The sequence below is a fragment of the Prevotella sp. P5-126 genome (genome assembly GCF_002251185.1).
GTDB lineage: Bacteria > Bacteroidota > Bacteroidia > Bacteroidales > Bacteroidaceae > Prevotella.
In genome coordinates this window covers 23868-38305 of record NZ_NPIZ01000029.1, presented here as the reverse complement: position 1 = coordinate 38305, position 14438 = coordinate 23868, and the positions used below count along the sequence as shown (strand labels likewise).

General features: G+C 47.3%; 15 protein-coding genes, 1 tRNA gene and 1 other RNA gene. 13 read left to right on the top strand and 4 right to left on the bottom strand.

The window, feature by feature from the left end; genetic code table 11:
• Positions 1 to 105 precede the first annotated feature (105 nt).
• The 10 genes from rlmN (at position 106) to CIK90_RS02395 (ending at position 9111) form a co-directional block, all read left to right on the top strand.
• Positions 106 to 1146, top strand: a complete 1041-nt coding sequence (gene rlmN / locus CIK90_RS02440; protein WP_094464265.1) for a 23S rRNA (adenine(2503)-C(2))-methyltransferase RlmN — start codon at positions 106 to 108, stop codon at positions 1144 to 1146.
• Between the two features lie 67 nt (positions 1147 to 1213).
• Entirely contained in the window at positions 1214 to 2344 is a 1131-nt protein-coding gene (pdxA, locus tag CIK90_RS02435; RefSeq protein WP_094446352.1) for a 4-hydroxythreonine-4-phosphate dehydrogenase PdxA, read from the top strand.
• Positions 2337 to 3404 (top strand): lysylphosphatidylglycerol synthase transmembrane domain-containing protein, encoded by a 1068-nt coding sequence (locus tag CIK90_RS02430; protein WP_094464264.1) that lies wholly within the window; start codon positions 2337 to 2339, stop codon positions 3402 to 3404. The genes pdxA and CIK90_RS02430 overlap by 8 nt, the downstream gene beginning before the upstream one ends.
• 54 nt (positions 3405 to 3458) lie before the next feature.
• Positions 3459 to 4700 (top strand): sigma-54-dependent Fis family transcriptional regulator, encoded by a 1242-nt coding sequence (locus CIK90_RS02425; RefSeq protein WP_094464263.1) that lies wholly within the window; start codon positions 3459 to 3461, stop codon positions 4698 to 4700.
• Positions 4701 to 4768: 68 nt separating this feature from the next.
• On the top strand, positions 4769 to 5269 hold the full coding sequence (locus CIK90_RS02420; RefSeq protein ID WP_094391457.1) for an LptE family protein: 501 nt from the start codon (positions 4769 to 4771) through the stop codon (positions 5267 to 5269).
• Between the two features lie 32 nt (positions 5270 to 5301).
• Complete coding sequence (locus CIK90_RS02415; protein WP_094391456.1) at positions 5302 to 6096, top strand: hypothetical protein; 795 nt, start codon at positions 5302 to 5304, stop codon at positions 6094 to 6096.
• Between the two features lie 6 nt (positions 6097 to 6102).
• The gene (secG, locus tag CIK90_RS02410; protein ID WP_094464262.1) at positions 6103 to 6498 is read left to right on the top strand and encodes a preprotein translocase subunit SecG; all 396 of its coding nucleotides are present in this window, start codon (positions 6103 to 6105) and stop codon (positions 6496 to 6498) included.
• Positions 6499 to 6640: 142 nt separating this feature from the next.
• Positions 6641 to 6714: transfer RNA gene (locus CIK90_RS02405), tRNA-His, on the top strand.
• A gap of 212 nt (positions 6715 to 6926) precedes the next feature.
• Positions 6927 to 7403 carry a low molecular weight protein-tyrosine-phosphatase gene (locus CIK90_RS02400; protein WP_094439854.1) on the top strand — a complete coding sequence of 159 codons (477 nt, stop codon included), beginning with the start codon at positions 6927 to 6929 and terminating at the stop codon, positions 7401 to 7403.
• A 13-nt stretch (positions 7404 to 7416) separates the two neighbouring features.
• On the top strand, positions 7417 to 9111 hold the full coding sequence (locus CIK90_RS02395; RefSeq protein WP_144007203.1) for a hypothetical protein: 1695 nt from the start codon (positions 7417 to 7419) through the stop codon (positions 9109 to 9111).
• A 106-nt stretch (positions 9112 to 9217) separates the two neighbouring features.
• Here the strand turns inward: CIK90_RS02395 and CIK90_RS02390 are convergent, their stop codons facing one another.
• Both CIK90_RS02390 and CIK90_RS02385 read right to left on the bottom strand, forming a co-directional pair.
• Positions 9218 to 9529, bottom strand: a complete 312-nt coding sequence (locus tag CIK90_RS02390; protein WP_094391434.1) for an AzlD domain-containing protein — start codon at positions 9527 to 9529, stop codon at positions 9218 to 9220.
• Positions 9516 to 10232, bottom strand: a complete 717-nt coding sequence (locus CIK90_RS02385; RefSeq protein ID WP_254046254.1) for an AzlC family ABC transporter permease — start codon at positions 10230 to 10232, stop codon at positions 9516 to 9518. The genes CIK90_RS02390 and CIK90_RS02385 overlap by 14 nt, the downstream gene beginning before the upstream one ends.
• Positions 10233 to 10574: 342 nt before the next feature.
• Here CIK90_RS02385 and CIK90_RS14100 point away from each other — a divergent pair, with 342 nt between their 5' ends.
• Complete coding sequence (locus tag CIK90_RS14100; RefSeq protein WP_158214617.1) at positions 10575 to 10757, top strand: hypothetical protein; 183 nt, start codon at positions 10575 to 10577, stop codon at positions 10755 to 10757.
• A 60-nt stretch (positions 10758 to 10817) separates the two neighbouring features.
• On the opposite strand, the gene CIK90_RS02380 is transcribed toward CIK90_RS14100, so the two are convergent.
• The gene (locus tag CIK90_RS02380; protein WP_094433945.1) at positions 10818 to 11198 is read right to left on the bottom strand and encodes a hypothetical protein; all 381 of its coding nucleotides are present in this window, start codon (positions 11196 to 11198) and stop codon (positions 10818 to 10820) included.
• Positions 11199 to 11684: 486 nt separating this feature from the next.
• Here CIK90_RS02380 and CIK90_RS02375 point away from each other — a divergent pair, with 486 nt between their 5' ends.
• Positions 11685 to 12203, top strand: a complete 519-nt coding sequence (locus tag CIK90_RS02375; protein WP_094464260.1) for a hypothetical protein — start codon at positions 11685 to 11687, stop codon at positions 12201 to 12203.
• On the top strand, positions 12175 to 13716 hold the full coding sequence (locus CIK90_RS02370) for an LruC domain-containing protein (protein WP_094464259.1): 1542 nt from the start codon (positions 12175 to 12177) through the stop codon (positions 13714 to 13716). Before CIK90_RS02375 ends, CIK90_RS02370 begins: the two co-directional genes overlap by 29 nt.
• A gap of 192 nt (positions 13717 to 13908) precedes the next feature.
• Here the strand turns inward: CIK90_RS02370 and ssrA are convergent.
• Positions 13909 to 14310: a transfer-messenger RNA gene (gene ssrA / locus CIK90_RS02365) on the bottom strand.
• Positions 14311 to 14438 lie beyond the last annotated feature (128 nt).

The following is a 14438-nucleotide window of genomic DNA, read 5'->3' as shown; positions in this document are numbered from 1 at the left end:
CCCTTTATACGAAAATAGCAGTAAAAAGAATATAAAAGGTAATTCAGAATTCGTCTTTCTCGACATTTTTTCATACCTTTGCAAGCTATAATGCAACCCGAAAGAATGGACATAACAAAAAAAAGACTGCTCGGACTGACGCCCACCGAACTCAAGACTGTGGTCGCTGAGTTTGGAATGCCAGCATTTACCGCTAAGCAGATAACCCAATGGCTCTACGAGAAACATGCCAAAAGCATAGACGAGATGACCAACATCTCGAAGCAAAACCGTATGCGGCTGGCTGAAGAATACGAAGTAGGCGCCTGGGAACCCATAGATTGCCAACGCAGTATCGACGGTACTGTAAAATACCTATTTCCTGTCAGTTGTGGAGAAGGGAAGTTTGTTGAAACCGTTTATATACCCGATGGCGACCGAGCCACAATCTGTGTATCATGCCAGGTGGGCTGCAAGATGAACTGCCTATTCTGCCAAACGGGCAAGCAAGGATGGGAAGGCAACCTCACCGTGGCAGACATCCTCAACCAGATTTACGCCATGCCAGAGGCCGAAACCCTGACAAACATTGTGTTTATGGGACAAGGCGAACCGATGGACAACCTCGATGCCATATTGCGCGTATGCGAAATAATGACCGCAGACTGGGGATACCAATGGAGTCCAAAACGCATCACAGTAAGTTCGGTGGGCGTAAGAAACAAGTTGAAGCGCTACCTCGACGAGAGCGATTGCCACGTAGCAATATCCATGCACTCGCCACTCCACGAACAGCGCCTGCAACTGATGCCTGCAGAGAAAGCAATGCCTATCGAAGAAACGGTAGAACTGCTGCGACAATACGATTTCTCACATCAGCGACGTTGCTCGTTTGAATATATCTGTTTCGGTGGACTCAACGACACGATGGAACATGCCAAAGCCATCATCAACTTGGTAAAAGGACTGGAATGTCGCGTCAACCTGATTCGTTTTCACGAAATCCCAGATGTCAAGTTGCCTGGAGCCAACGAGACTCGCATGGAACAGCTACGCGACTATCTGACACAACACGGAGTGTTTACCACCATACGCGCCAGCCGCGGACAAGACATCTTTGCAGCCTGTGGACTACTCTCCACCGCACACCAGAACAAGAAAGAATAGCAAACCACACAATAACGACTTACACAATAACGACTTTAACAGACTTACACAATAACAAACTCACACAATGGAAGATAAAATGATTCGCGTGGCTATCACGCATGGAGATACAAACGGCATAGGATACGAGGTAATCCTCAAAACATTTGCCACCCCAACCATTCTCGAACTCTGTACCCCTATCGTATACGGTTCGCCAAAACTGGCCGCCTACCACCGTAAAGCACTCAATCTGGAAACCAGTTTCAACATCATAGAACGAGCTGAGGATGCCTGCGATGGTAAGCTCAACATATTAGCATGCTTCGACGACGAAGTAAAAGTAGAGCTCGGACAACCTTCAGAAGAGGCTGGAAAGGCCGCACTAATGGCACTCGACCGCGCCATGACCGACTATCGCTCAGGCTTATATGACGTACTCGTCACCGCACCAATCAACAAAGCCACCATACAAGGTGAAGGATTCCACTTCCCCGGACATACCGAATACATCGAGACCTGCGTGGGAGAAGGAAACAAAGCATTGATGATTCTGATGAATGAAGACCTGAGAGTGGCTCTCGTCACCACACATCTGCCCATACGCAACGTAGCAGAAGCCATCACCCAGGAAGCTATCGTAGAGAAAGCCTCTATCTTCAACCTCAGCTTGAAACGCGACTTCCGAATCTCCAGTCCACGCATAGCAGTACTCTCACTCAACCCCCATGCCGGCGACAACGGACTGTTGGGCAACGAAGAGAAAGACATCATCATCCCTGCCATTGAAGAACTGGAGAAGAAGGGCATACAAGCTTTCGGACCATTCCCTGCTGACGGATTCTTTGGAACCGCAGCCTATTCACACTTCGACGGCGTCCTCGCCATGTATCACGACCAAGGATTGGCACCATTCAAAACCATCGCCCTCGACAACGGAGTGAACTTCACCGCAGGACTACCTATCGTGCGCACATCACCCGACCATGGTACAGCCTATGATATTGCAGGACAAGGCAAAGCCGACGAGAACTCATTCCGTCAAGCCATCTACACCGCTATTGACGTGTTCCGCAACCGACAGTTCTACGACGAACCCATGCAGAACCCACTACCCAAGCTCTACCACGAGAAGCGCGACGACAGCGAGAAAGTGCGCTTTGCCATTCCCAAAGCAAAAGGCAAGACCGAAGACAAACAACAAGCAATAAATGAGTAAGCACTGGCAAAACGGATTCTTCATCTTCGGACTCATTGTGCTCGCCTTGATGGTGACACAACTTGACTTTGCTGCAACATGGGCAGGACTGCAACGGGCAGGATATTGGGCCGTAGCAGTCATCGCACTATGGGCATTCCTATACCTGTTCAATACGGCAGCATGGTGGCTTATCGTCAAAAGTCAAGAAGAACAGAACCCAAACAACAACAGCGCAACAGCACCCTTGCCAAAGACAACGAAAGATACATCCAACACAGGGGACAGCAAACCCACACCATTCTGGTGGCTATATAAAGTGACCATTAGCGGTTTTGCACTCAACTATGCCACACCAGGTGGACTAATGGGAGGCGAACCCTATAAAATCATGATGCTCAAGCCAAAAATCGGAACCGAACGGGCCACCTCGTCAGTCATACTACACACGATGACCCATATCTTCTCCCATTTCTGGTTCTGGCTGTTGTCATGTGCACTCTACATACTGACACAACCCATGACCACGCTGATGTGGATTCTATTACCCATCATAGCCACATTCTGCCTGTTGGCCATTTGGTTCTTCCTGAAAGGCTACAAGCGCGGTATTACCGTATGGCTCATGCGGTTACTAAGCCATTTCCCCTTGGTAAAACGCTGGGCACAACCTTTCGTGGAACGCAATGCCGAACGACTACACGAAGTAGATAAGCAGATTGCCGCACTCCACAACCAAAACCAAAACACCTTCGTAGGAGCCGTCATTTTGGAGCTGGCCTGCCGCATCGCATCAGCATTGGAAATATTCTTCGTACTGTTGGTCATCACGCCATCTGCCAACTATCTGCAATGTATCCTCATACTGGCATTCACAAGTTTGTTCGCCAACCTACTGTTCTTCATACCCTTACAGTTGGGAGGACGCGAAGGCGGATTTCTCATGTCGGCAGGCGGACTGGGAATGACAGCATCCGCAGGAATCTTTGTGGCACTCATCGTACGCATACGCGAATTGGTGTGGACAGGAATAGGCTTGCTGATGATAAAAATCAACCGCAAAACACAAGAAGAGCGATAATTTTCAGCAAGATATGCCATAATGTCAGATTTATTTAGTACCTTTGTCCGCTAAATGAAGAGTTCTGAACTACAGACCATCAAACAACGTTACAGCATCGTAGGCAACTGCGAAAGTCTGAACCATGCACTCGACGTCGCACTACAAGTGGCGCCGACAGACTTAAGCGTGCTTATTGTTGGAGAAAGCGGAGTGGGAAAAGAAATCATACCACGCGTCATACACGACAATTCACCACGCCGCAGAGAGAAGTATTTCGCCATCAACTGCGGTTCTATTCCAGAAGGCACTATCGACTCTGAACTCTTCGGGCATGTGAAAGGATCATTCACAGGAGCCATCAACGACTCACTAGGATATTTCGGAGTGGCAAACAAAGGAACGCTCTTCCTCGATGAAGTAGGAGAACTGCCTTTGGCAACCCAAGCCCGACTGTTACGCGTGCTCGAAACAGGAGAATACATACCAGTAGGAGCTACCGAAGTGCATAAAACCGACGTCCGCATCGTAGCTGCAACAAACGTCAATATCCGACAGGCCATTACAGAGGGACGCTTCCGCGAAGACCTCTACTACCGCCTCAACTCAATCCCCATTCAAATGCCACCACTCCGCAAACGCGGCGAAGACATAATCTTACTGTTCCGTCTCTTTGCCATGCAGATGGCAGAGAAATACCACATGGAAAAGGTTGTGCTGACCGAAGGAGCGAAACAAGTGCTGATGAAATACAAATGGCCAGGCAATGTAAGACAATTAAAAAACATCACCGAGCAAATCTCAATACTCAGCACCGACCGGCAAATCACAGCAGATGCTATCATGCGGTTTATCCCACAGGATCAGGAAACCACACAACTGGCAACTATCCGCACAAAGGATGATCATAGCTTCGAAAACGAAAGAGAGATTCTCTATAAAATACTCTTCGAACTTCGCAGTAATGTCAACGATATGCGACGAGAGATAAGCACGCTGAAAAAACAAATAAACGACGGACAGCCCACACCGGCGAATGACACAACCGGTATTGCCACCACACAACTGGCAACCATCAATACCATACAGCCCATCCAACCAAGAATGGAACTCGCAGAGGCAGAAGAATATGTTGAGCCAGAGAAAGAGCCAGAAAACCTCAATCTCAACGACTGGAGTAGACAGGCACTGGAAAAGGCTCTGGAAAGAAATGGAGGTAACAGAAAAAAAGCTGCATTGGAGCTGGGCATCAGCGACCGAACTCTCTACCGCAGACTGAAGCAATACGGACTGGACAAACCATCCAACAACAAATAACAAAACAGAAATAACAGAGCATGAAACCATTATTCACACATACCACCATCCGACACCTCGCAGCTCCTATGCTTCGCGGAATTGCCGTTGTGGCACTCATGCTGCTCTGCGCCTGTTCGGTAAGCTACAAATTCAATGGTGCCAGCATCGACTATTCAAAAACTAAAAGCATCCAGATAGCCGATTTCCCTATACGTTCCAGCTATGTATGGGGCCCGATGGGACCATTATTCAACAATCAGTTGAAAGACCAGTTTGCAAACCACACCCGTCTGCAACAGGTAAAGCGCAACGGCGACCTAAAAATAGAGGGCGAAATCACCCAATACCAACAGCGAAACAAATCTGTTTCTGCTGAAGGATATTCTGCACAGACCGAACTCTCAATGACGGTCAATGTGCGTTTCACCAACAATGTGAACCACAACGAAGACTTCGAGCGCCAGTTTACGGCCTCGGCAACATACGAAACGACAAAGTCACTCAACTCCGTACAGGAGGAACTCGTGACACAAATGTCGAAAGAACTCTGCGAACAGATATTCAATGCCACAGTGGCCAACTGGTAAAGTCACCGTTAACACAAAAGGTTTAAAGCATGATAAATATTGCAGAGCTCATCAATAATCCGGAGAGAATGGACCGCGACACACTCTATGAGTTGCGAGCCATGCTGGCATTACACCCGTACTACCAGACCATCCGATTGCTGATGCTGCAGAACCTCTATCTGCTCCACGACCCATCATTCGATGAGGAACTGCGCAGATCAGCAGTATATATCACCGACAGACGCACGCTGTTCAATGTGGTGGAAGGCGCACACTACCGCTGGAATCACGAAGCGAAGCCCGTTGAAACAGCACCCGATGGCGACCGCACCATCGCACTCATCGACACCTTCCTTGGATCCATTCCGAGCGAGGAGCCAGAAGCAGAGAAAAAGAAACGACGCCCCACCCCAGCAGACGCTACCGTTGATTACGTAGCGTATCTTCTGGAAAGTGAAGATGAGGAAGAACAAACAGGAAACGAACTGCCAAAGATGCAGGGACAAAGCCTCATCGACAACTTCCTTGAAAAAGAACAAGGACGCTTTGCATTAGGCGATATGCGCGACAATATAGCCGACGAAGAAGACAACGGCGAAGGAAACAGCCAACAAGCAGCACAACCCGCCAATGCCAAACCAGAAGCAGAGCAAAGCAGCGACAACGAAGAAGAATTCTTCACCGAGACCTTGGCTCGCATCTATATCAAACAAGGACGCTACCAAAAGGCACTCGACATCATACAAAGGCTCAGCACGCAATTCCCAGGAAAGAACGCATACTTTGCCGACCAGATAAGATTCTTAGAGAAATTAATAATAAACAGTAATAAAAACAAAAAGTAAAACAACATGGGACTTTACACATTATTTGTAATTCTGATCCTCCTGGCTGCAGTACTGATGATTCTCGTCGTACTGATCCAGGAATCTAAAGGAGGTGGTCTTTCATCAAACTTCTCTTCCTACAACTCATTGGCCGGTGTACGCAAGACAACCGACTTCATCGAGAAAGCCACTTGGGGACTTGCTATCGCAATGGTGTTCTTCAGCATCGTATGCGCATGGGTAGCTCCTACTGCCGTTACCGACAGCTCCGTGATGGAGAATGTTGAGAAATCAACAGCCAACCCCAACACATTGCCAGGTTTCGGTGCCAGCCAAAGCAAGTCTGAAACTCCAGTACAGGATGCCAAAACACCTGCTGCTCCTGCACAGACTCCTGCACCTGTCGCTCCTGCAAAATAAGCCTTGCAGACGGTCAGGCATCGCGCAAACGCTCCTTTTTGGAAGAAAATAAAGCTAAAGTGTAAAAAAGTGCGCGATTTATTTGGTAATCTCGAATAAATCGCGTACCTTTGCACTCGCTTTCCAGATGAGAGCACAGATGGTGCCCGTAGTTCAGTTGGTTAGAGCGTCAGATTGTGGTTCTGAATGTCGTGGGTTCGAGTCCCACCGGGCACCCAACTAAACCGAAGCCTGCAAGTTTCAACACTTGCAGGCTTTATTGTTTATATCAAACAAACGACACAAAGCTATCATGCAAACACAGAAACAGCACGAAAGCTCCCATACTAACACAACAAAATCTCTATACGCGCGTACATATTATATATAATACCACAACAGATTTTCAGCATACAACATCCACATCATCATTATAAGATATAAACATTATGAACAAAAAGAGAATACTATTCGTTTGCCTCGGAAACATCTGCCGATCACCAGCAGCAGAGGGAATATTCCAACACCTCGTCAACCAACAGCAACTGACTGACGATTTCATCATTGACTCAGCAGCAATAGGTCCTTGGCATGTGGGCGACTTGCCCGATGCAAGAATGAGACGATGTGGCACACGCCATGGCTACGACTTCAGCACAAGAGCTCGCCAACTGACAAGCGACGACTTTGCCCGTTTCGACTATATCATCGGCATGGACCACGACAACCTCAAAGCCATCAAAGCCAAAGCCCGTAGCGCAGAAGACGAATCGAAAATACTACTGATGTCCGACTTTCTGCGCCACCACAATAATGCCACCATCCCCGACCCCTATTACGGAGACGAGCGCGACTTCGAACTGGTGATAGAACTACTCGAAGACTCCTGCGAATCACTACTGAAACAACTTACAACAGAACTATAAAAACAATCTACACATGTCACACTTTACAAACAAACTACTGCTTCTGATGGGACTGGCCGTCAGTATAGGCACAGAGGCGCAAACGCGCTTCACCTATCAAGGCAACACCCTCACCACCAACGAGCACAGACTGCTGGTGGGAAGCAAACCTACCAATGCTCGACGAAACACATTCCGCACTATTGAAGAAGCGCTACGTGCCGCCGAACAAAAGTCGTCAACCGACACGACATGGACAGAAATCTATATCGAGCCCTCTGTCTATTGGATTGACAATCCCGACGATAAAGCCATACGCATGCCTCGCAAAGGCGAAACCACCCCTTACGGCTGCGAAGTAACCATCAACAGAGTGCACATGATAGGCATGAGCGACAAAGCCGAAGACGTAGTATTGGCATGCAACCGCGGACAAACCCAAGGTGCAGATGGCAACTTCACCATGTTCCACTTTATCGGATCTGATTTCAAAGCCGACAATATCACCTTTGGCAACTATTGCAATGTCGATCTTGAATATCCCCGCAATCCAAAGCTCAACCGCGCCAAAAGACGAAACGCCATTGTACAGGCACAGTTGGCCATCTGCCAAGGTGACCGCTACACCCTGACCAACTGCCGTTTTATCTCACGCCTCAACCTCTGCCCGTTTGTCGGAGCACCACACACCAATTTCGAGCGTTGCTATTTCGAATGTACCGACGATGCTCTCTGCGGAACTGGCATCTATCGTCAGTGTCGCTTTACGCTATTCAGCAGCAAACCCTTTTACACTACCGACGGCATCCAAGGTGCGACGTTTATTGACTGCGACCTACACAGCAAGACGAAGGGCACCCAATATCTGACCAAGGCGAGCGGTCCCGTTAGTATGACCGACTGTCGTTGGACCAGCGACGATCCTATGCTGACTATCGAATGGACCAAGCGTCCGGATCCTCGTCATCGCTGTGTAATGACAGGCTGCACCCTCAATGGAAAGCCCCTCAACGTGCCGCAACCTACCGCAGCATTACCCGTCAGTCTGCCACCCTTTGCCATCGGTCCGCAGACCGCCATTATCAGTGGGCAATGGACACTCGACTGCTACAAGCCACTTGACACGATGGACCGCGACTGGACTGCCGACAATACGCGTAGCAGTTGGGGATATGCAGAAGGCATAGATGGTGCAGAAGGTTGCTGGGGCCTGATGCAACTGCAAAAGGGCGCACGCATGATGTACACCCCCGCAGAAGGGCATGACTCTGTAGGCAATCAGCGTTGCCATCTTGTTGTTGTTCCCTGCAAGAGCGGCGGTCAAGGTTTTGGCAGCGCCACCACACAATATCTCGACATCTGCATCAAGTTCGACACCCGAACACTCACCGGCTATGGCCTTCGACTGCAGCGCACCCCCGACTACGACAATTCCGTAGTAGTCAGTCTTGTGGAATACGCCAATGGTCAAGTCACCCCATTGACAGAAGGCACCCGTTGTGACCTTTTCAAGGGCCGTTGTTCCATCACATTACAATCTGTTGACAGTCAGCTGACCGCTACTATAGCATCCTCACCTGTGACTCCAACGTCCGATTCAGTGGCACTACAGGAACAAACGCTGACCGCCACCATGCCCCACCCCAACCATTATGGCGGTTTCCATCTGCAACACACAGGAAGTACAGGAGCTTCAGCCACCGTCATTCAATCCATCCTCTTGCAATAGTTCTGTATTTCTCAGGAAACCAAGTAAAAGGATGGGATAAAACTCAAATCGGTCATTAGGGTTGATGATAATCCTAATGACCGATTTCTTGCTTTCCCATTCAGAACTATAGAATCAGGCAATCCAGCAGATAGACGATAGTACAGCAAATGACAGCTACTGGGAAGAGTCCCATACGCCGCCAAGCCGCAACGATGCCAACTATAAGAGCAACAAGGCCCGATATAGGCGACATTGTAGTCTGGATGATGCCAGGGAAGGTCATCACCGCCAACGTGACATAAGGAACATAATAAAGGAAGCTGCGCAGAAAACGATTGTTGATCTGTCCTTTGATCAGCAACATCGGTATCACGCGAATCATATTCGTAGTGATGATGGCCAAAAGGATGCAGATGATGATATTATGCCTGTCCATATTGCTCCTCCGTCTTTACAGGTTTCCACCAAGCGGCAACAGCCGAGATAAGAATGGTCAGCACAATGGTTCGCGTTCCACTGCTCCACCCGCTTATCCCCGGTGCCACGCTACAAATACCACTCAACACAAAACTCGCAGCAACAGCATAGCGTACATAACGGTCGTTGCGAGCAACGGGCATGATAACGGCAAGAAACATACCGTAGAGCGCCACGCTAAGCGCAGCAACGATCGCAGAAGGCAACATTCCGCCAGCCACAATACCAGCCGCACATCCCGAAGCCCACATCATCGTAGATACCCATGCTGCCGAATAGGTATAAGCCGGTGGGCAATAGCCTTTACGCGCAATAGAAATGCCGAATACCTCATCGGTGACACAGCAAGCCATCAGCACCCTATGCATCCACGACGTTCCAGGGGCAATCTTCTGCGAGAGCGCTGCGCTCATCAGCATATAGCGCAAGTTGACCACCAGACACATGGCAACGATTTCTACGTATGTCGCTTGAGCAGCCACAAGCGTATATACCCCATATTCGCCAGCCGATGCACGAGTAAAGAAACTGCTTACGAATCCTATTGCCGCCGTCAGTCCAGCCTGTTTGGCAATGATGCCCAGTGAGAAAGCTACGGCAAAATACCCCATGGCAATGGGAGTACCGTCGCGAAACCCTTGAATGATATCTTTATGTTGCATCTCCGTCTGAAAATCCATTTCCCGTCATGCCAGCAGTCTGCTGTTCGGTCCATATTCATTAAAAAAGTCCCAACCATTAGTTGTTAACGATTGGAACTCATAGGAGTGGAGCTGGAGGGAGTTTTGAAATGATAGCATCTGATATTTAATAATCTTATATGACATTCATTATCAACTCTTTACGATAGCTCTTGTTGTTTATTATTGTCATGTATTATCTTTTATTGTCGCTCTTTGGGGGAGCAGCGTTATTCTCAATTTTTTTATTTACCTTTGCAGCAAAAAAAAATAATATTTACGCATTCAAAATGCAAAGTTACAAATAATAATTGAGATAACAAAATGATTAACATCAGTTTTAACATTCGTTCGCCTATCGACAAGCGAGACAACCGCGTCATTGTCAGAGTGAGGTGGAATCACAAGCAATATGAGGTAGGCTTTACTACTGGTATGTATGCGGAATTGTATGATAAGATAATGAGCCACTCGTCAGCATGGCCTAGTTCAGACCATTCACGATAGCCGCTTAGGTGGTCCTTGTAGGCTCTGCCATACTCATCACCGTCTATGTGATAGTCATCCTCAAACGAACGGGCCGTTATAGGGCGCGTCTCCAAACGCTTCTTTTAAAAAATCCGCCAACTCGGTTGAGCAGCGGGTGGACTCCTGAATGAGATTGCATTCGGTCATCACGTTGTGACCATCTGCATCAAGCCATCTGCGACGGCTCACGTGAAGCAGTACTTCCTGATCTCTAATCGGAAAGTTGTGAAACGCACTTTCGCGTGTAAATCCATTGGGGCGCAGGTCTTCTCTGTCGTCAGGTTTCTGCTCGTTCTCATCGAGATAAAGGTGAATCACCTGTGTGTCACCTTTCTTCTCGACACGTACAGTCTTCAAGTCAAACCAGTCAAGCATGTGGGCTGGCAATAGGCATTCCGCTAAGAGTCTATACTGTTCCATTTTGTTCTAACGTTTACTCTATAAACGTACACCTGCTTGCTTTTATTGTGCTATGCTATCCACACGCTTTTGCAAGTGACCCGATGTTTGTTGACATAATTATTTTGTTTTTATTATTTTTCTTTTTGTTGTTCCCGAAATTTTTATTATACCTTTGCTAAGGTGGTAGTCCTCCGTGCGCAGTTAAGTCATTGTTATATGAAGGTTTGTTTATCCAATGGCTTTCGGAAGAATGAAGAATGAAATGCAAAAAAAAAAATAAAAATTAGGCAATAATTATACAACTTTGGAGATTATTGCCTAATTTTGCACCCGAAAACATGAGAGCTGTAACAGGCTGTTTAAAACACTAGTTGTGCAAACGATTGTGCAGAATATTCAGTTTGTTTTTAATTCTCTTTGTTGCTACATAAATGAAAAATGATGTAAATTTGCAGCGAAAAAAATAACGTATTAGGTTAAACCATTAAAAAAATATTAGTAATTATGCGTTTCCAACATTTAACCATCGCATCAGTCGCTGTCCTGCTTGCTGGATGTTCATCCAACTCAGGCGACTACATTGGTCCGGAACCAGAGAAGCCGGAATTGGTTGAGAAGGAGTACAACACATTCAACTTCTCGACAGAGAACTCACAGTCTTACGTCAACTTGTCGTACAATACAGGCGTGAAGACCAACATCTACTTTGAACTTTTTGACGAAGAGCCAGGAGAATGGGCTGACAACGGTAAATACTACAAGAAAGAGGGTGTATTGCCTATCTATTCGGGATTCACCGACGAGAACGGACAGTTTAAGTCAAATATCTCACTGCCCTCATACGTGTCTAAGCTCTATGCCTACACACCGTATTTCATCGCCACCCCTATACTTGAGACAACCATGGAGGGCAACACCGCCACATTCGTTGACAACAAGGAGTATTCCACCCGCGCTCTGACAAGGGGGGGCAACTGGAGGCGAAAAGAGCTATATGGTTTGCCCTACAAACGAGATACCTAATAATCTCAGTAGCTATGCCTCGGAAAAGCGTTGGTATGACAGCGACGTGGATTATGACGCAAACGGACGCCTCAGTGAATTATTCAAGGGGGAGAAAAATCTTCCACTTATCCCTCAGGACAAACTGGATAATTATTTGAAGACCCACCTCGCTGTATTCCCTGTTGACAGGTCTTCGTTCCCTGAGGATTATATAAAGCAGGCAGATATCACCATCACCAAACCAGCTGAAGTTGCTGTGACAATCATTGGCGGAAACACATGTTGGAACAGCAGTATGGGTTACTACTATTATCCAGAAGGACAGAAGCCCGCATCATTGGACGAGGCAAATGTTATCCTTCTCTTCCCAAACACTCAGAATGGAACATACGCCGGCTCGGCTTCTTCTGCCGGTGTGAGCAATGGCGACTGCGTAAAACTGAAGTACTATCCCAATATCGCCAACAACGGTGACAAAAGCGGTGCTACAGACATATTCCCCGCAAACTATCGCATCGGATTTGTACTGGCTGCTAACGCCTGGTCGAAAAGATTTGGCAAATGGACACACGACAGAAAGCAGCGTTCCGCCACATCTGCCGAAATGAGCAAGGATTATCTCGGCAAGGCATACAGCAAGCCAATGAGTGCTGTGTATAACATCGACGGACAGGTGCTTGTGTCATTCGAGGATGACAACGACTACGACCACAACTACAGCGACCTCGTGATGACATTCCAGACCAACCCAGTGGATGCCCCTGGAGAGACTCCTGATCCTAAGTACGAATTCAGAAAAACAACAGAGAACGTTGGTTTCTATATCTTCGAGGACCAGTGGCCTTCGAAGGGTGACTACGACTTGAACGATGTCATCTTCAATGCAACATACACAAAGGTATATTCCACTGCCAACAATGCCATCTATGAAGAGGGTTACACCTTCAAGCCCTACACCAATGCCGCCAAGGCTGAGAAACTCAAGAGCGGAGTGGCAGTGAAGGTTGAGGGATTGAAAGCCACCGACCAGATTGAGTTCTTCGTGAAGAAACCAGGTGAAACAGAGTTCACAGCCGCCAACTTCGAGCGTGACACAAGGAACAACATCATCTATCTGACCGACAACGCAAAGAGCAACATTGGCACAGAATATATGTTCAACGTGAAGCATGACGAAGCTTTAGGTGCTCTCTATAAGGAGAAGAAGGTGAAAATCAAACCGTTCATCTATCGTGACGTGGATGGCAAGCGACTTGAGATACACATCGCTCAGGAAGCTCCTACAAAAGTGGCAGACAGGTCATTCTTCGGTACAGAGGATGATGCTTCGCAGCCCGACAAGAACATCTACTATGTGCGCAGCGGAAACTATCCATTCGGAATCTTCCTCGATGGTGCCACAGAGAGCGACATGACGAAGTTGTTTGACGCTGCCAATGAGACAAGAGCTATCGACGAAGACGAAGTATATCCAAAGTTCAAGTCATGGGTAGAAAACAAAGGTAAAAAGAACCAGGATTGGTATAAGTAATTAATACTTATATTATTAATAATGCCATACAACCTGTTATTATGGGTTGTATGGCGTAAGTTCAACATAGAACTGCAATTTTTTTGTAGATGAGAATAAATAATCTAATACCAGAAACACCGAGCACCTTGGGGGAGCGATGCCCTTAAAACAAAAATAACCCACTGGAAACCAGTGAGTTATTTAAAATAGTTGTGGAGCTGGAGGGAGTCGAACCCTCGTCCAAACAGGGAAACCATATGCTTTCTACATGCTTATTCCAGCCTTTGTTTTTCGAATCATGACAAGACCTGGACCACCAATCATGACCTTATCTCCTGAATTTCATCTGCCTGTCGGAGCTCCACGCAGACTATTTCCGATTATCCTGCACCGCTATACCTTCCTGATTCGGAACAACATCCAGAAGAGCGATGTCTCGTTCCCTCACCTAGTAAGGGAATTAAGCCAGTAATCTACTGTACTTCGATTAGGCAGCGAGAGCGTATTTGTTTTCGCCAATTAAATTTTTGACCGAATGGATTATGGAGTTTACAGTCGTCACTCCGCATGCTTACATACCATCTCAGCCCGCTGTCAAATCCAGTCAACCCCGAGTGATATTGTTGTTTGAGGTTGCAAATTTACAACATTTCCACATAACTTGCAACATTTCCGTTGGAAAAAGCCGAATTATATTTGCCCTTTCATACATTTTTCACTAACTTTGCCCATCAAAATCC